Below are 17,642 nucleotides of genomic sequence, written 5' to 3'. Positions count from 1 at the left end.
ATCTACGAAAACAATTGAATTTCTAAAGTAAAGTAATTGAGTAAGTTGTGAAAGAGTATAATTACCAATTGTAACATTTCCTAATTCCTCTACAAAATAAGATAAGGGTAAATCAGTATCATATACTAACATAGCCCTAGCAAACCTAATTTCAACTCCGTTAAGATCTTTTATGTTTTTTACCTCTTTTATTTTACCGTCATCATAATAGAACTTTTTATCTTTAGTTAAAAAAAGAACTTTTGTCATAAGATATAGTTTGATACTTTAATCTTTTATACCTTCCCTTTAAAGTTTCTTTAACAGCTAAATAGACTTTCATAAATAGACTATAGAGACTATATATTTATATATAGTTTATATAGTTATACAAAACCTTTCTCAACTAGTTGATACGCTATTTTTTCCCAATTTTTCTTTCTAATTATTAACAGAAATATAATTAGTGATATAATTGCGAACATGAAAGAAGAAATTATAAATAATGCTGAAAGAGCCGTTATTCCCATAATTAGGTATTCTGAAAATATTATCAATAGCATTCCGCTCCCAGCTCTATAATTATATACTTCACCCCTGAATTGTATTGGATTTAATTTGCTACTCAAATAGGAAGTTAAAGCATAACCTATCAAGGAACCAAAAAATAGAGAAACTCCTAAGGATGGCATTCCTAAGAGAACATTCGCGATACAAAAAGGTAATGAAATTAGAGCGTTTTGTACGGATTTAAATAGTATCTTTCTCGAGAGATAATAACCTCTATCTAACGTTACGAAAATAATCCATGGTCTTTCTTGGGAAACTGCATATATCCCCATGCTCATTAGAAAAGCTAAAATAACTACTGAAGGGGCCATTATACTATAAAAATTGAAATCTATAAAATGAAATATTATATAGTAAATTAAAGCTACAAACGTAGAAGTTAAGATCACTTTTGGAAATGAAAGAACATAATAAAATAATCTTCTTCCAGATAACGAACTACCATAACCCCAAGCGAACTCATACATAGTTAGAAAATATTTCATGAGGAAATTCTTTCCTCCATATTTTACTTTACTTTTAACTTCTCCTTCTCTTTTTGACGTAATTTGAATTTGGGGATCCATTAATGCTCTATAAATAACTGGAATAGAATAAATTAGAATTGAGATAATTCCTACTAGAGGTTTTCCAAAAAGTACTGAGGTGGGAGAATAAGGAATCCCAAAGAAAGGAAACCACACCCATATTGCGGTAAATATAATGATGTAAAATTTCTCCTTTACTAACGATAAACTACTTACAGCAACACCGAACAATGAAAATGAAAACAATGTTAAAAATCCTAAAGGAAAGGGATAAAGGAAGAGGAATATTATGCCTAAAATTATAAAATAGCCTCCACCCAAGAGCATTGAAGATATCATATAAAGAAAAGATATTTCTTCCTTTCTGAGTGGAGAGGTTAAAAGGAAATCATAGTCTGCTTTTTGAACTGTTGAAGAAAAACCACTAAAGATAACAAAAAATGTCACGAATTCGGCAAAGTTTATTTTTATTCCATTCAATATTCTAGGAGCAAAGACACTTCCAGCTAATGATAAATAAATTAGAATCATAAATAATAAAAATACTAGTGTACCTAAAACAAAAGCCTTTGTAAATCTAGATAAAATAAAATATTTAATGACTTTGAACTTCACAATTATATATTCAAAAAAGTGATTAAAATAAAATGCTATAATAGATTTAAAACTTCACTTTCACTAATTTGGCTTTGCGATACTATACCTACAGCATAAATAGTGTTAGAGCTTATTTCCTTTAGTCCAATCATTGCATAAACAGTGTAGTTCTCATACATAGAGGATAAAGAGAAAATTTCTACTGTAGAATTTTTAAAAATTACTTTTCCAGCAATAGTAAAGTTAGTTGTAGTAAAGTTGAAGTATCTTAAGAATTTCGTAAAATTATTAAAGTTTCCTTTAAAATAACCCTTTACTATTATGTTGGAGTTTTCTGAATAAGCTGTGAAATTACTATGTCTAAAACTTCCAGTAACTATTATATTTGTCAGAGATGTTACTGTAAATGTCTTGTTACTGGTATATAAATAGTAAAGTAAAGTTATAGTTAAGTTCTGATTGGTAGAGTTTTGATGAACAACATAGAAGTAATTACCATCAAATCCTATTGCTGTAGTAGTATTATAATCGTAAAGTAAGGTTTGATATTCAGCATATTTAAAACCATGAGAGGTTAAAGTTGAGTTAATTTGATAAAATGCTAATGAAGATAATGGTCCACCTTTGAAGTAACCTATTATTCCTTTAGTATTGTTAATTTTAATGAAATTGATTATACCATATTTTACAACACTATTAACTAACTTTACATAAGTAGTGTTTATGTAAGATGATAAGAAGGGTATTAAAGCTGAAGTATTGTATATTTTTACAGTGCCAATTACACTATAGTTTATTTGAAAAGAAGAATTATTTGCTTTTGCCACATTGAATTTTCCCATCGTATAAATTATTGTACCGGCAATTATTCCTATTACAAGAATTGAAAGTATTATGATTGATCGTTTATCCATGAATTGTTATTCACCCTAACTAATTTAAACTTTTGCCAAAGACCTTACTATATCGTTTAATTTATAACTATTATAAAAAGTAATTAAACTATGAAAATACTCGTCCTAGGAGCTGGTTATGCTGGACTAACAGTTGTGCATAGAATTAGAGAATACTCAAATGCTGAAATTACAGTAATTTCTAAGAGTAAAATAGTGCGAGAGAACACAATATTCCCTTTATTACTAACAGATGAAATAAACGTAAAAGATACTGAATTTAACGCTGAGGAAGCCTTAAAAAGGAAAGGTATAGAGTTTGTTGAAGCTGACGTAATTGAAATTAGTCCACAGTCTAACGAGGTAAAAACTTCAAAGGGAACGTTCGATTACGATTATCTTTTTATAGCTCTAGGAGGAGCTTATGAAGAAAATTTCGAAAAGATCCCTGGACATGAGCATGCTTTTATGCATCACACACTCGAAGGTTTTCTAGGCTTAAAGAAAGCGTTAGAGAAAGCTGAAGATGGAGTTAAAGTATTTGTAGGGAATGCAAGAAACAGTCCCATTGAGGGACCTTCATATCAAGTTGCATTAATTTCAGAATACATATTAAGGAAAAAAGGAATTAGGGGAGAAGTATATTTAGCTACTCAAAGTGATAAAGGGGTTTTTGGTATTTTACCAGTAAACCAGATATCAGAAAAGGCTAATTATTATTTCGAGAGAAAGAGAGGAATAAAGATTATAAAAGGTACTTATGTTAAGGAAATTCGAAAAGGAAAAGTTATTTTAGGAAATGATCAAGAAATTGAGGCAGATATAATATCAGTTTTACCTACCTTATCTGCTCCAGAAGTTGTAAGAAAGGCTGGATTAACAGATGAATCTGGATTTGTTCCAGTTAAATTACCATTTTTTATTTACAACGAGAACATTTATGCTGCAGGAGATTTAGCAAAAGGAATGATGCCAGCTAAGACAGCTAGGAGTGCAATGATTTCAGCGGAAAATGCAGTCACACATTTATTAAAACTTAATAAAAATTATTATTCGCAAGGAGTACTTTGCATAATGGAAGGAGGAGATGATGGAGGAATTTTAAGATTTGATAAAGGAAAAGAAGGAATTAAAGCCCTTCTTGACTTCAACCGAACTTACGTTTTGATAAAGAAAATTTACAGCAGATTATTAGTTAATAGTGCATTTAATGTTCCATACCATGCCTCATTAACATTTTAATAATTTGTGAAAATCTTTTTATTTCATTCTAAGTTCATATTTTTTGTGAAGCTACCGCCAACACTCATTAATGAGCTAATGAAGATGAATATCGATGAGGCTGATATTACTGAAATTATTTTAAGTACTTTTAACGTTAATGAAGCTTTGAAACCAAAGATCTATTCTGAATTAAGCAAAATAACACTGGAAAGATCTTGTGAATTTCTAAAACAAGGAAATTACGATGAGGCTATTGATAAGTTGTGTAAATCCGTTGAACTCATAGTGAGATCTATAGCATTGTCAAAAGGTATAAAAGAGGCTGTAGAAAGCGAAGCAAACGGGAGATGGACTCCAACCATAACAGAAAAAGTTGCTGAAAAAATTGGTTTAAAACAATACTTAACAATAGTCTATTCCTTCTACGAGAAGCAACCTAAAAAAGAAGAATTAGAAAAGAGCATTGAAACGATCAAAAGAATTATTATAAACAATAATGATAATTAGTTGTGTTAGAAGGAGTTGAATTTACAGAGGGGACAGAAAGAGAGGATTTTGTAGGGTTTAAGGTTAGACCGAAGATAATAGTTTATCCTAAAGATGAGAATGATGTAGTAAAAGTAGTAAATTATGCTAGAGAAACTAAAACGCCAATAGTGGTTTGGGGTGCTGGCACAAGTCTTTCTGGACATTTGATGTGTGAAGGATGTATTTTACTTGACGTCAGCAAATATATGAACAAAATCCTAGAAATTAACGATATTGATTGGTATGCAAGAGTTCAACCAGGTGTAAACCTAGAATTTTTAAACAAGAAATTAATGGAAAAAGGTTTCTTCTTTCCTCCCGATCCTGCTAGTTTCTTTCTTTGCACAGTAGGAGGAGCTACAGCTAATTCCTCTGGAGGAATGAGAGGAGTTAAATATGGGACTTTTAGAGATTGGATTCTGGCACTTAAGGTTGTACTTCCAAATGGTAAGATTGTAAAGGTAGGAGAACCTTTACGAAAGAATCGTGGTGGTTATGATTTAGTACATTTATTTGTAGGAAGTGAAGGAACACTTGGAATAATAACTGAAATTTGGTTAAGAATAACTCCCTTACCAAAAAGGAAAGTGTATACAATATTAGCCTACATGAACAGTTTAGAAGATACAGCAGAAACTATAGTCGAATTAAGGAGAAAAAGGATATTACCAGAAATCTCTGAGTATATGGACGTTGATGTGATTAAGGCCCTAAATAAGCATTTAAACGCTAATTTGAAAGAATCGGAAGGAGGGGCATTTATTATTTCTATCGAGGATGATTACTTAACTGAAATAAAGGAAATACTAAAAGGAAGAGAATTTATAATAACTGAAGAAGAAGAGGCTGAAAGAATTTATTCGATTAGGGCTCAAGCAGCTATTGCGTTAAGGGCGGAAAGTAAGTATATGTTTGTTGAGGACATTGTTGTTCCAGTCTCAAAGCTTATTGAAGCAATTAGAAAACTCAAGGAAATTGAAAGAAAATATCGAATTAGAATGCCAGTTATTGCTCATATAGGTGACGGAAATCTTCACCCTAACATTATGCTTGATGATATAAGCTTAGCTGAAAAAATATTTGAGGAAGTTGCTAGGATAGCAATTGAGCTTGGTGGATCAATTTCTGGTGAACACGGAATTGGATTTCAAAAAGCTAAATTACTTGCAGAGCAAATAGTATCTCACAATGGAGAAGAAGTGTTAAGGATAATGAAAGGAATTAAAGATTTAATAGACCCTTACGGAATTATGAACCCTAATAAGTATGTGGAATTAGCTTATAATACGTGGGAAAAGAAATGAGGGCATTATTTCCAGGGAGATTTCAACCATTTCATTTAGGTCATTTAGCGGTAATAGAATGGTTACTTACAAAGTATGATGAAATAATAGTAGTCATAGGAAGTGGAAAAGATAGTCACTCAATTTATAACCCGTTTACTGCTGGAGAAAGAATGGTTATGATTAGAAATGGGCTAAAGGAATATAATATGGATTTCAAAAGAGTTATATTCTTTCCCATATTAGAATCCTTCACTGGTGGTTTATGGATTAGAATAATAGAACAATATTCACCTAAGTTTGACGTAATTGTTAGCGGGAATCCCTTAGTCGTAACTAATGCTAAAGAAGCTGGATATATAGTAGATTTACCCCCAATGTTTAATAGGGATCTTTATAATGCAACAAAAATAAGGAAATTAATGATAGAAAATGATAATAAGTGGAGTGAGTTAGTTCCAAAGAGCGTTTATGAATTTATAAAGGAAATAAAAGGAGATGAAAGATTAAGAGATGTAGCTAAGAGTGATTACTGAACTCATTTTTTGTTTCACATAATCTAGTACTTCACCCATTAATTTATAACATTCGACTTTTTCAATATTTAAGTCTGGCAACTCCCAGTACTTGTATTTGTACTTACAAATTTCAATTGAAAATAATTCGATATTGACTCTCATAGTCCATATATATTTATTTGTAAATATTGCTGAGTAAATTCTACCCTTGCTTCTGAATAAATGAACGGATTCAAGAAGTTTAGGTAAAATTTCGTCGAGAACATCTTTAGCATTAACCCCATGATCACTCATTCTTTTATCTAATAGTGAAGATATAATTATCATAAGGTAATACTCACTTTTATAAGTAATAAATTTATATTTGGTTGGGTGTATGCGTGACGCTATTAATATAAATTATTTCTATAATTTTTATTATAGATTTTTTAGCAATAAATTTTCGTTTGATATTCATATAGTTATCTTAATTTTATACCTTAATAATTACATAACGTTAATCAAAGGAAAATTTACTCAGTGTTTTCAAACATTTTATCTATTTCTTTACCTATAGTAGCAGAACGTTGATACGCAGCTTCAATGGTTTTTATAATTGCAGATTTTATTCCCTCACTTTCCATAGTCATTAACCCCCTAATTGTAGTACCTGCTGGTGTAGTAACTTGGTCTCTCAAAAGAACTGGATGAGTTTTTTCTCTTTTTAAAGTTGTTACAGTTCCCTCTACCATATCCAAAATTGCTTCATATGCTAGATCTCTTGGCATTCCACAGGCTACTGCACCTAAGGCAAATGCATCAATAATTTCAGCAATAAAAGCTGGACCACTACCTATAATTGCAGTCCAAGCATCAAGTAATTCCTCAGAAACCCAATAAACACTTCCTAGCGTTTTGAATATCTTTTCTATTTCTTCATCTTTCTCTTCAGCTAATGCTGTAGTTGCTTTCCCAACTATAGCATTAATATTTGGCATAGCCCTATATACTTTAGCTCCAGTAAGTCTAACTAAAGTAGAAATTTTAATACCAGCCATTATAGAAACAATTTTTTTACCATTCCAGGCTGTTTTGCTAACTTCTCTTAGCACTGAATTAAAATGTTGAGGTTTCACTGCTAATATAACTATTTCACTTTTTCTAACAGCATAGTCATTATCTTTAGTAGCCTCCACTCCTTCTTTTTTAATTCTCTCTATAGTGATTTCGCTTCTGCCAGTTCCAATTATTTCTGCATTAAGTGATTTTACACCTTTTAGAATTGCGTAACCAATTTTGCCTACGCCTATAATTGCAACTTTCATTAAACAAATAAGATAGTAAAGAAAAATAAAAAGCTAAAATGGTAGTTGAATTCCTCCTTGCTGGCCTTGTGGTAAATAAGGAATTAGAGCAGAGGCAAGTTGTTCAGCTGTTAGCGTATGTAACCATACTCTTCCAGGGCCTTGAATTGTCACAAAGAATAAACCTTCATGAGAGAAGAATATGGATCTTAATCCACCCACTAATTGAACATCATAATTCATCCCTTGTTGAAAAGCCATTAAATGAGAAGCTTCTACTTGAAGAATTTCACCTGGCGCTAGGTCCTTTATTATAACGTCTCCATATGAATGTAAAAATACATTACCAAAGCCATTAAACTTTGCTAAAAATAATCCTTCTCCACCTAACCACCCAGCAGTTAATCTAGCTAACTGGGCTTCATAATTGACTGTAGTTTCCGCTGCTAGAAATGTGTGAGCTTCAGCTAAAATTCCACCACCATTCAATGGTATTTGGAGTATTTTCCCAGGAAAAATCCCAGAAAGATAAAGCTCTCCAGGACCGTAAAATTCTGTAACAAAAAATGATCCACCAGTTAATGCTCTTTTTATACCAGCTAAAAGACCACCCCTAAGTTTAGTTTGCATAGTAACTGTAGATTGTTTAGCTACCATATGTCCAGCATCAGCATATATTCCTTCTCCTGGTGCTAAAACAACTTTTAGATATTGCAGATCATTCCCAAATATTTGATATTGTGGCATATACTCTCTTTTAACTTCTTTTATATAAATCTTCAAGAAGTGAAATAGGTGTTTCTTTCTCTATTTTTGAGCGTTATAAATAATAAGTTTTTTAACTAACCAATATATTATCTTATATGAACAGAAACAAGTTCTTAGCCATTGGACTATTAGTAATGGGGTTTAACTCATTATATCAGTACTCATGGAATGCCTTAGAACCATTACTAAAGTCTGGATTTAACGTAAGTTTAGTTCAAATAGCTTTAGGTTTTACTTTATTTAGTATCTTTTCCTCAGCATTTCAACCAATTGGAGGACATTTTGCAGATAAGCAAGGACCGAGAAAAATTGGTTTAATTTCAGCAATACTTTCAGCAATAGGTTTCTTAGGAACGTATTTCTCACCTAACATTTATTTCTTCTATTTCGTATGGTCATTAGGAAGTATAGGAGAAGGAATTCTTTATGGTATTGCAGCTAATTTAGCTATGAAATGGTTTAGAGACAGAATGGGATTTGCTACTGGAATAGTTTCAATGGGATTTGGATTAGGTTCTGCCATAGCAAATCCTTTCATCGCTATGGCTGGAAATTATAAGATAGTAACTCTTGTGATAGGATTAACTGAAATAATTTTACTTCCGGCACTTCTCTCTTTATCACAATATCCCCCAAAGTTAACTGGCCAAGCACCAAAGCAAGTTATTCTCTCTCTTAAATTCTGGTTAATTTATGTATCCTTTGTTGGAGCTGTAGTACCCTTAACAGTAATGTCTTCTGAACTACCAGTTTTAGGAAAGAATTTACCTCAACAAGAACTTATTCTTTTGATATCCATTTTACCTTTATTAAGTGGAGGTTTAAGACCATTCTTTGGTTTTATTGCTGATAGACTTGGAATACTTAAAACTACATTGTTACTTAACGTTATTATAACATTAGGGGCAGGATTATTACTTATAAACGAATTGCCAGCTTCAACAATCCTTATAGGATTTGCTGGCGGGTCAATGATTACACTATATTTTAACGTAGCTGGCGAAATATTCGGTACAAGATTTTCTACTGTAAATAGTGGAATATTATACACTGGCAAAGCATTAGGAGGAGCTTTAGGAAGTGTTGTTTTTGCGATAATTTATCAGATAGGATTAACATTTTCTGAAATTTACACACTACTGTGCGGATTAATAGGGGTAATAAGCCTTTTATTCGTATTTATATCGACAAGGAGGAAAATTGCTTAAAAATTTCCTTTCTACTATTTTCTCATGCTATATATTGTAAGACATGGAAAAGCTACTGGCAAGGATGAGAATGCTGTCTTAACTGAAGAAGGTATAAAAGAGACCGAGCTTATCGCCAGTAAGATAAAAATCTCTCCTACAATAATATATTCTTCTCCATTACCTAGAGCTAAACAAACAGCAGAAATATTTAGCAAATACACTGGGGCTAAAGTAGTAATTCTGGACGTCTTAAGACCAGAGAAGGATCCTTCAATGTTAAAGTCTTTTTCCTATGATGGAGTAATGCTAGTAGGGCATAATCCTATGATTTCTAATTACCTTAGCAGTTTATTAAATTATCAAATAGAACTAGGTAATTCGTGTATAGCTGGTATTGAAAAGACATTAAAACTCTTAATTTGTCCAGAGTATCTTAAGTCATGAGATTTGTTGTAACACCAAGACACAGATATCTTGAAGTAGAGGGAGAGGGTAAAGAAGGAGTAGTAACTTTTCCAACGTGGGTACCAGGGTCTTATTTTATAAGGGAACCAGAAAGAAATGTAATTTTTTATGATGGTTATCCATTATCAAAAAATAAGTTTTGGATTAATGGAAAGTTCAAATACGTTTATTACGCTAATTCAAAAGATCAAAGAGAAGTAATTTCCTTATCAGACTATCTGTTTATAAATCCAGTTTCTTTATTTCCATTTCAAGACCTTAATGAGAAGTATTGCGTAAAGATAAATATAAATTGGCCTATACATACTACCCTAAAAAGAGAAGGAGAATGGTTCTGTGCAGAAAATTATGATGAATTTGCTGACGCACCGATTCAATCATCGCCTTATTTAAAATTAATAAAAATTGATGAATCTCATTTTATTTCTACTATAGATGACTTTAATGAAATAGAAAAACTACAAAGAATACTAAATACATTAGATAATTACATGGAAGATAAAGTGGAAAATTATATTTTCTTTTTTAGGAGGAGTGATAAAAATTTTGGAGGAATAGAGCATAAGGATTCCTCAGCCATAGTAGTTAATTGGGATAGGAAAGACCTTTTATGGCTATTTGCCCATGAATACTTTCACAGATGGAATGTAAAAAGAATGAAACCTAAAGATCTTGAGATTAATTACGAATCAGAAACTTATACGGACTTACTTTGGGTCGCTGAAGGATTAACAGATTATATTGCTTTTCTTTCTTTGATAGACAGCGAAGTGATTAGTTCTAATGAAGCCCTAAAATCTATAGCCAATATCCTACAAAATCTTACCTTTCCGGGTTTTAAGAAAATGAGCGTAGCTGAATCATCTAAATTTACATGGATAAAACTATATAAAAAAGACGAAAACTACTTGAATATTGGAATTTCTTACTATGATGCAGGATTTATTATAGGCCTTTTGATGGATTTTACAATACGAGAAAGAAGTAAATGTGAAAAAAGCATAGTAAATTTCATGAGAGAGTTATATAAAGTAAAAAGATATACATATAGTGATGTAAAGAGAATAGCAGAAAAATTTGGGATAGACTTTTTAGATGAAGTAGTTTATAAAAGAAATCCACCACTATTTGATCTTCTAGGACATTATCTTGAGATAAAATTTACCGATAAACATAAGCCTTACTACGGAATAAAAGTAGAAAATAATATAATAACATTTATTGAAGATGATTCACCAGCATACTTGGCTGGACTTAATATTGGAGACGAAATAGTTGCTATTGATGGTGTAAAGAAATCTCTTGAAGTTAAAGACTCTATGGTACTTACTGTGTTAAGAGAAGGTAGACTTAAGGAAATTAAATTAAGCAGTGGCAAAAATCCTGGACATAGAATTTTATTAAGAGGAGAAGGCGGATTGTTTAAGTGCTTATTTAAATCAGAAAAAGGAGAAGGAGAGGGAGAACAAAAAATTTTATAAATTGTTTAAAATTTATTTCTTTCCAGATTTTTCTAACATTTGTATTAGTTCTTTTGGTGCATCTTTTTCGCTTACAGCACCTCTGCCAGTTTTACCATTGTCGTCATAAGTGAATGATATCATTTTTCCTACTCTCCAAACCTTCTTTATCTTTGAAATGTCTACTTCTTTTTCCTCTCCCTTATACTTGAACTTTACTGTTACCATTTCTGGTCAAGATTATGTGTGTAAACAGTAATTTATTAAGATTATCCTTTTATTTTTGGTAATACATTATAATAATTAGTCATTAGTATAACATTTATTTCAACAGAGTGATTTTAACAATAGTTCCGTTAAGTAAAGGAGTTCCACTATATTTTCCCTTCTCACTTCCTATTAGAGAGTTAATGGGTTTACCATTTAAATCAATTAAACTACTCTTATACATAAAGACAACGTTGTCTGGGATGCTTTCATCCTTCTTGAATATCACTTTTACTTTTCCATTTGAGTTTTCAATGTAGCCTATTCCTTCAACATCTTTAGTATAAGCTATAGGAAGCTGAGGATATACCTCTTTAAATTGTGAATTAGTATAATTAGGGTGAGAAGAGAATACTAAATATTTGCCCTTTGGAGGGAGTGAGAGATTTGGTAATGGTTTTACTTTAACTTTCTCAATTTCAATTTTCCTATTTATTTTTACTACTTTCTTTTCTTTCAATTCTTTAAGAGAAATCCCCGTCCCTTTTATTGCTATGTTTATTGCTGTCCATTCGTCCTCTTCAATTAATGGATGAGATGAAATCCCATACTCTTTAGCTAACATTTTATTTAATTCAACTTCGGTTATTCCGTGGGAAGGAGATATTGGTTCGTTAAAGACTAGGTAGTCATGCCAGTAACCATAAACCACGTCATATTTTTCTAAAAAAGTGGGGGCTGGAATAACAACGTTAGCTAATTTTGTAGTTTCATTCCAAAAGGGGTCATGAGATACTAAAAACAGCCTACCTTCTTCAACTGCCTCTTTAATCTTATCTGATCCAGGTAAAGAATGTATAGGATTAGAGTTCCACGTAAATAAGAACTTTACATTTCCTTTTTCAACCTCTTTTCCAACTTCAGCCATACCAACTATTCTACTAGGTTTAGAAATGTGAAAGCCCCTTAAGTAAGAGAAATCAATTCCCCATCCTTGGCTATTTGAATAATAAAATCCTCTTTTTAATCCTAAGAGAGCTGGAATTAGAGAAATTAAAGATATTGCATACCCTCCTTGAAATGTTCTCCCTAATGCAAAACCTATAATTGTTAATGGTTTATAATAATAGTAAAGTTCAGCTAATTCTTCTATCTGATCTTCACTTAAACCAGTGACATCTTCGATGAGAGAAAAATCATATTGATTAACATATTGCCTAAGAGAGTCTAAATCATCTAAAAGGGATTCTTCGTATAAACCTTCATATAACAGAACTTTAATTATGCCAATTGCAAGAAATGCATCAGAGCTTGGATTAATTATATAAAACTTCTCACTTCTCTTTGCAGTCTCGCTCACTCTTACATCAATTGTTATTTTATACTTTTTCGATAAAATTCTCCAGCCATGAATAAATGAGAAAACTGCTTCAGATCCCCAGAAAACTACTGCATTATATTTTTCAAATTCTTCTGGTAGAGCACCAAAAGAGGTACCATAATGTAGTTTTATTGCCTCATGTCCTTCAGCAGAGCATATAGAATAATCTGTTGATGCTGAACCTATCGCATTCCAAAACCTTGCTGGATAGTACCATGTTAAAAGACCTTGATTTCCATCATAATCAACGTGTAATATTTCTTCTTTTTTGTATTCCTTAAGCTTCTTTACAACATATTTTATTGCCTCCTCTATTGCAACTTGTTTACCTTCAATATAAGCAGAATCAATTCTGTTCATTTTATTCCTCTTTAAATCAGTTATTCCCCTAGAACAAGTAAAGCCATTTACAGGAAAAATATTCAAAGGTTTATAATTTAAGTCAAAGATACAAGTATCATAACAGTCTCTTGTACAAGCAATCATTAGGTTTTAATATGTTAACGAAAATAAATAACTTAATGATGTGAGCGACCGTATCTGATTGGTGAGGAAATTCCTTTAAGCTGACTGTTTTAATATCCATCTCTTTATAAGAAAGGTAAATAGAGTACCTCCTATAATAGTTGTAAGTAAAGCCATAATTATTATCTGAGAAAATTGATTTATATCTATTATAGCTGAAGACAAACCTAATGTAGCAACAATTAGACCTACTTCTCCTCTAGGTAACATACCGACAGAGGCTAAGAAAGATTCTTTCAAGTCCTTAGTATAAATAAAAGCAAAAGGAAAGATACCAGCAATTTTCCCTATAATTGCTAAGAAGGACATTAATAATCCTAAAAGAACGTCATTTGCGTTTATGAAAATCTTTATGGGAGTTTCCATTCCTACATAGATAAAGAATATAGGTCCAAATATAGATAATAAAGCTGATGTAAAGGATGAAATTTTGCTTGATTTTATGCTTTCTGCAATAGCTATACCAACGATAAATGAGGCAATTATAGGTTCAAACCCGAGTAAAAGCATCAAAAAGACTACAGAAAAAAGAATTACTAAAGAAACATCATTAATAAGATCATCTCTAACATATTCTAAAACTCTTGGTATTATAAACACAGCTAAAAAAAGAATAATTAGCCAAGAAATTACAGTAATTGTTATATTATATAAAATATTTAAAAAAGAAAGGATTTTAATACTTTCAATTTCTAGTACAACAGAGAGAATAATTAAAGAAACTACGTCATCAAGTGCTGCAGCAGAAATTACTATCCTAGAAAATTTTCTCTTATAAAGTTTAAAATCCTCTATGATTGTTGAAGTTGCCGCAAGACTTGTTGCTGCACTTGCTGCTCCCATTAAGGCGGAAACTTGAGAAGGATAAACAATACTAAAAGTAAAGTAAACCAAGACAGTGGGAATTACAGCACCAAAAGTTGCTGCTAAGAAACCTAATAGACCTGATGATTTTAAGTTTTTAAAACCGTGAGACAATCCAGCCGCAAAGACTAAAAGGATTACTGAAAAGTTAGCAAATAAATCTAAATAAGAATTTATTTCGAATAAAGGAACGTGAAATAAATTATTTATAACTCCTCCAATAGCATAAGGGCTTAATAATATTCCGACAATTATCTCAGCAAAAATAGAAGGTAAATAATACTTCTGAGTAAATAATCTAACAGTTTGTGAGGCAGTTAGAAGGATTGAGAGCTCTAAAAGAGTTAGAACTACAATATCACTAGTATTCACATGATTCAAATAGCGTAATTTTATTTTTATAATTTGTTACATATTCGTAATGCCCATTTTAAAGAGAGGAAAAGAAAAGATTTATCATATAGATCATTTACCAGAGAAAATGAGAATCACATTGAAGACAGTTATGGATGTGAATCTTCACGATGTTGCTAAGTATTACGGGCTTAAATACCTTGTACCAAGATATGGTGAACCAATATTCATACCTTATGGTGAATTAAACGGAAAGTTTGATGATTACGAGAAAGCATTTGAAAAAATTTATGAAACTATTGAGGAAATTAAAAATGAAGGATATAATGAATATAAACAGTGGTATCCAGACGCAACATTCCTTGACCATTATAGAATTGTATTTTATTCAACTACTGAGTATAGCGAAGGAGTTATTTATGGAATTGCTGCAGAACCTTTAGCGGATCTCAAACCAACCTTAGACTTGAATGAAGATGAGGTAACTGTAATAGGTATGGGAATAAGAGTGCCTCACGCTAGGTATTATGACTTAATAAGGAATAGAAGAGATGAAATAATAGAAGCTTATAATCAGATTTATAGTGAATTTCATACCAAGTACGATAAAGATAAGGTCTATGTGGTTGAAGTTGCTACATACTATATGAAGAAGTTCTTTGAAGTTATAGATGAATATTTCGAGGGACTAAACTTCACAAATGATCTAAAAGGAAAAGTTGCAGTAATTCCCTTGATATCTTCACCAGCTAAGAAAAATGGAAAAATAATTGATGTATGGAGAGAGGATTTTAAAAAATATTTTGAAGAAGGAAACTATTACAAATTTGAAGCTATACAAGCAGTTTATAATCAAGAATTCGTTAACAGTTTGCTTGAAAAAGTGAAAAATAATTTTGAAAAGATTGTTTTAGTTGAAGAAAAGAAACCAAAAGTCCCGGAAATCCTTAAAGATATGAAAATAAAGAAAGAAGGAGAGAATTACATAATCCTTGAAAGATAAGCATTTTTTAACTTTTGTGCCATATATATGTTTGTGAACCTAAGAGATAAAGTATTAGCTTATCTTTATGACAAAAAGAGTGCTACAGTTGAGGAAATTGCTAACGATTTAAAGGAAGATAGTGATTACGTTCAAGCTACACTTAGGGTATTAGAAAACGAAAAATTAGTTAGAAAGAGCGAAAAAGGATTAATAAAGAAGAGAACAATTTATGAACTCACTCCAAGTGGTTTAGTAGAAGCTGAAAAAGCCTATGAGAAAGTTAAAGAAAAAGCAAATGAATTACAGCAAATAATTCAAGAAGAAGGAGAAATACCAGAAGATTATGTAGACTTACTTCCCTTATTAATGACATTATCGTTAATAGAAACAATGATGTTAGAAGATATGTTATTATTTGATATATTCAATAATATGTGAATAAAAAATATTATTTTTCTTGTTTTGTAATCTCAGGCTTTTCTAATTCAAAATCTTTTGAGGTTATAGTATTATAAGGTCTCCATCCCACACTATAAGCTATTGTAGAACCCACTAATGTTACTAGTAAATTAACTCCTAAAGCTATTAAGGCTATATACATAGGCCCTAATGGAGTTGTAAATAATGAAGTTTTTAGTTGTCCGAAATGATATACTGCTAAGTTAACATATAATACTAATCCTACTCCAGTTAATACTCCTGCAGCCCATCCTGCTAGTGTTGAGTTCTTCTCTAATTTATTTGTAAAGAGTGATAAGAATACAGCGGGTAATGTTTGAGAAACAATTATACCACCTAGTAGCTGTAACTGAATTGCATAAGTCGCTGGTACTACAAAGACAAAAAGTAGTGCTACAAACTTAAATACTGTAGATAATATCTTCGCTAATCTAGCTTCGTTAGTAGGAGATAGTTGAGTAAATTCTCCTATTACATTTCTAGTTAACAAGTTTGCAACTCCTATTGCCATTATTGCGGCTGGTACTAGACCACCTATAAATATAGCTAAAAACGCTAAACCAGTAAACCAGTCTGGCGTTGTTGCTGCTATCAATGCTGGCACTGTCAATGCTCCATTTCCAGTTTTAGTAACTACTTCTAACGCATTAGGTACTATGAAAATAAGTAATCCGAATAATGTTATTAACGCTAATCCTATTCCGTAAACAGGTAATAATGCAGTGCCTATCTTTAATCTTTCTCTATTTTCTGAAGATAATGAACCGTTAATAGCATGTGGATATAAATATAATGCGAAAGTACTTCCTAACGCTAAGCTCCAATAAGCCATAAATAGCTTTGGTGGAAGATCGAGGAAATCTACTTTTGGTTCTACCTTATGTGACACTAAGAGTGCTGCTTGAAAGTTACCATAGTGAGTTAAGACTACAGCTATAGTAGTCAAGACTGTTATCCAAACTAGGATGTCCTTAAAAACTCCGCTTAATGCAGCTCCTCTTAATCCACTAACAAAAGTGAATGCTGCTAAAACTATGAAGGCAAGAAGTAAAGCTAAGTCACTCGTTAATGTACCTTTAATCGGTATTCCAAGACCTATGAATAGAACTGTTAATACTGCTTGCATACCTATTATTTGTAAAGCTATGTATGGCAATTCTGCAACAGCACCAGTTATTGCTACTGCAACAGCTAAGGCTTTACTATTAAATCTGTCTTTAACATAATCTGCAGCTGTAATATAACCCTTGTTTCTAGCTACTGTCCATAATCTCGGCATCGTAAGCATTGCTAAACCGAAACCCCATGCTACATAAGGAACAGCAAAGAAGTATAATGACCCGGTTGAATAAAATGCTGATGGAACAGCAATGAATGTGTATGCTGTAAATAAATCAGCCCCTAGTAAGAACCAAATTAATAGCCACCCAAGCCTTCTTCCTCCTAATCCCCATTCATCAAGTCTACTTAGATCTCCTTTTCTCCATTTCATTCCATAAAATCCTAAGAAAGTGAAAACAGCAAATAGTGCAATAAATACAGCTACTGTAACATCATCTATGTTTAATCCATAAGGATTCAT

Annotated in this window: 18 protein-coding genes; 9 read left to right on the top strand and 9 right to left on the bottom strand. The window is 31.7% G+C overall.

Annotated features, from left to right (window positions below):
• Window positions 1-365: 365 nt before the first annotated feature.
• Together ACAM25_RS08470 and ACAM25_RS08465 are read right to left on the bottom strand one after the other, a co-directional pair.
• The gene (locus tag ACAM25_RS08470) at window positions 366-1,607 is read right to left on the bottom strand and encodes a hypothetical protein (protein ID WP_369609300.1); all 1,242 of its coding nucleotides are present in this window, start codon (window positions 1,605-1,607) and stop codon (window positions 366-368) included.
• 119 nt (window positions 1,608-1,726) lie between these two features.
• On the bottom strand, window positions 1,727-2,587 hold the full coding sequence (locus ACAM25_RS08465) for a hypothetical protein (RefSeq protein ID WP_369609299.1): 861 nt from the start codon (window positions 2,585-2,587) through the stop codon (window positions 1,727-1,729).
• A 90-nt stretch (window positions 2,588-2,677) separates the two neighbouring features.
• Between ACAM25_RS08465 and ACAM25_RS08460 the strand changes: the two genes are divergently transcribed.
• The 4 genes from ACAM25_RS08460 to ACAM25_RS08445 are packed head-to-tail and all read left to right on the top strand — an operon-like array spanning window position 2,678 to window position 6,137.
• On the top strand, window positions 2,678-3,808 hold the full coding sequence (locus ACAM25_RS08460) for an NAD(P)/FAD-dependent oxidoreductase (protein WP_369609298.1): 1,131 nt from the start codon (window positions 2,678-2,680) through the stop codon (window positions 3,806-3,808).
• A gap of 45 nt (window positions 3,809-3,853) precedes the next feature.
• Entirely contained in the window at window positions 3,854-4,297 is a 444-nt protein-coding gene (locus tag ACAM25_RS08455; protein WP_369609297.1) for a PaREP1 family protein, read from the top strand.
• 2 nt (window positions 4,298-4,299) lie between these two features.
• The gene (locus ACAM25_RS08450) at window positions 4,300-5,622 is read left to right on the top strand and encodes an FAD-binding oxidoreductase (protein WP_369609296.1); all 1,323 of its coding nucleotides are present in this window, start codon (window positions 4,300-4,302) and stop codon (window positions 5,620-5,622) included.
• A complete protein-coding gene (locus ACAM25_RS08445; RefSeq protein WP_369609295.1) occupies window positions 5,619-6,137 on the top strand; it encodes a nicotinamide-nucleotide adenylyltransferase in 519 nt (172 codons plus the stop codon). The genes ACAM25_RS08450 and ACAM25_RS08445 overlap by 4 nt, the downstream gene beginning before the upstream one ends.
• Here ACAM25_RS08445 and ACAM25_RS08440 read toward each other — a convergent pair.
• From ACAM25_RS08440 to ACAM25_RS08430, 3 genes are all read right to left on the bottom strand, one after another.
• Entirely contained in the window at window positions 6,108-6,413 is a 306-nt protein-coding gene (locus ACAM25_RS08440; RefSeq protein ID WP_369609294.1) for a hypothetical protein, read from the bottom strand. The two genes, ACAM25_RS08445 and ACAM25_RS08440, sit on opposite strands and share 30 nt — an antisense overlap.
• A 218-nt stretch (window positions 6,414-6,631) precedes the next feature.
• Complete coding sequence (proC, locus tag ACAM25_RS08435) at window positions 6,632-7,432, bottom strand: pyrroline-5-carboxylate reductase (protein WP_369611644.1); 801 nt, start codon at window positions 7,430-7,432, stop codon at window positions 6,632-6,634.
• Window positions 7,433-7,456: 24 nt separating this feature from the next.
• Window positions 7,457-8,149, bottom strand: a complete 693-nt coding sequence (locus tag ACAM25_RS08430; RefSeq protein WP_369609293.1) for a TIGR00266 family protein — start codon at window positions 8,147-8,149, stop codon at window positions 7,457-7,459.
• Window positions 8,150-8,265: 116 nt separating this feature from the next.
• Here ACAM25_RS08430 and ACAM25_RS08425 point away from each other — a divergent pair, with 116 nt between their 5' ends.
• The 3 genes from ACAM25_RS08425 to ACAM25_RS08415 are packed head-to-tail and all read left to right on the top strand — an operon-like array spanning window position 8,266 to window position 11,306.
• Complete coding sequence (locus ACAM25_RS08425; protein WP_369609292.1) at window positions 8,266-9,378, top strand: MFS transporter; 1,113 nt, start codon at window positions 8,266-8,268, stop codon at window positions 9,376-9,378.
• 24 nt (window positions 9,379-9,402) lie between these two features.
• The gene (locus tag ACAM25_RS08420) at window positions 9,403-9,804 is read left to right on the top strand and encodes a histidine phosphatase family protein (RefSeq protein WP_369609291.1); all 402 of its coding nucleotides are present in this window, start codon (window positions 9,403-9,405) and stop codon (window positions 9,802-9,804) included.
• Window positions 9,801-11,306: a M61 family peptidase gene (locus ACAM25_RS08415; protein WP_369609290.1), complete on the top strand. Its 1,506-nt coding sequence runs from the start codon at window positions 9,801-9,803 to the stop codon at window positions 11,304-11,306. Before ACAM25_RS08420 ends, ACAM25_RS08415 begins: the two co-directional genes overlap by 4 nt.
• A 12-nt stretch (window positions 11,307-11,318) precedes the next feature.
• Here the strand turns inward: ACAM25_RS08415 and sul7d are convergent, their stop codons facing one another.
• The 3 genes from sul7d to ACAM25_RS08400 form a co-directional block, all read right to left on the bottom strand.
• Complete coding sequence (gene sul7d, locus ACAM25_RS08410; RefSeq protein ID WP_369609289.1) at window positions 11,319-11,513, bottom strand: Sul7d family chromatin protein; 195 nt, start codon at window positions 11,511-11,513, stop codon at window positions 11,319-11,321.
• 94 nt (window positions 11,514-11,607) lie between these two features.
• On the bottom strand, window positions 11,608-13,359 hold the full coding sequence (locus ACAM25_RS08405) for a molybdopterin-dependent oxidoreductase (RefSeq protein WP_369609288.1): 1,752 nt from the start codon (window positions 13,357-13,359) through the stop codon (window positions 11,608-11,610).
• 75 nt (window positions 13,360-13,434) lie between these two features.
• Window positions 13,435-14,634 (bottom strand): cation:proton antiporter, encoded by a 1,200-nt coding sequence (locus tag ACAM25_RS08400; RefSeq protein ID WP_369609287.1) that lies wholly within the window; start codon window positions 14,632-14,634, stop codon window positions 13,435-13,437.
• 49 nt (window positions 14,635-14,683) lie between these two features.
• On the opposite strand from ACAM25_RS08400, the gene ACAM25_RS08395 reads away from it, so the two are divergent.
• A complete protein-coding gene (locus tag ACAM25_RS08395; RefSeq protein ID WP_369609286.1) occupies window positions 14,684-15,619 on the top strand; it encodes a hypothetical protein in 936 nt (311 codons plus the stop codon).
• A gap of 33 nt (window positions 15,620-15,652) precedes the next feature.
• Window positions 15,653-16,039 carry a MarR family transcriptional regulator gene (locus ACAM25_RS08390; protein ID WP_369609285.1) on the top strand — a complete coding sequence of 129 codons (387 nt, stop codon included), beginning with the start codon at window positions 15,653-15,655 and terminating at the stop codon, window positions 16,037-16,039.
• 10 nt (window positions 16,040-16,049) lie between these two features.
• Here the strand turns inward: ACAM25_RS08390 and ACAM25_RS08385 are convergent, their stop codons facing one another.
• On the bottom strand, window positions 16,050-17,642 hold the full coding sequence (locus ACAM25_RS08385; RefSeq protein ID WP_369609284.1) for a sodium:solute symporter: 1,593 nt from the start codon (window positions 17,640-17,642) through the stop codon (window positions 16,050-16,052).

The organism is Sulfurisphaera javensis (genome assembly GCF_041154675.1).
Classification (GTDB): Archaea; Thermoproteota; Thermoprotei_A; order Sulfolobales; family Sulfolobaceae; genus Sulfurisphaera; species Sulfurisphaera javensis.
The sequence above is the reverse complement of the archived record's forward strand: the minus strand, read 5'-3'. Positions and strand labels throughout refer to the sequence as shown.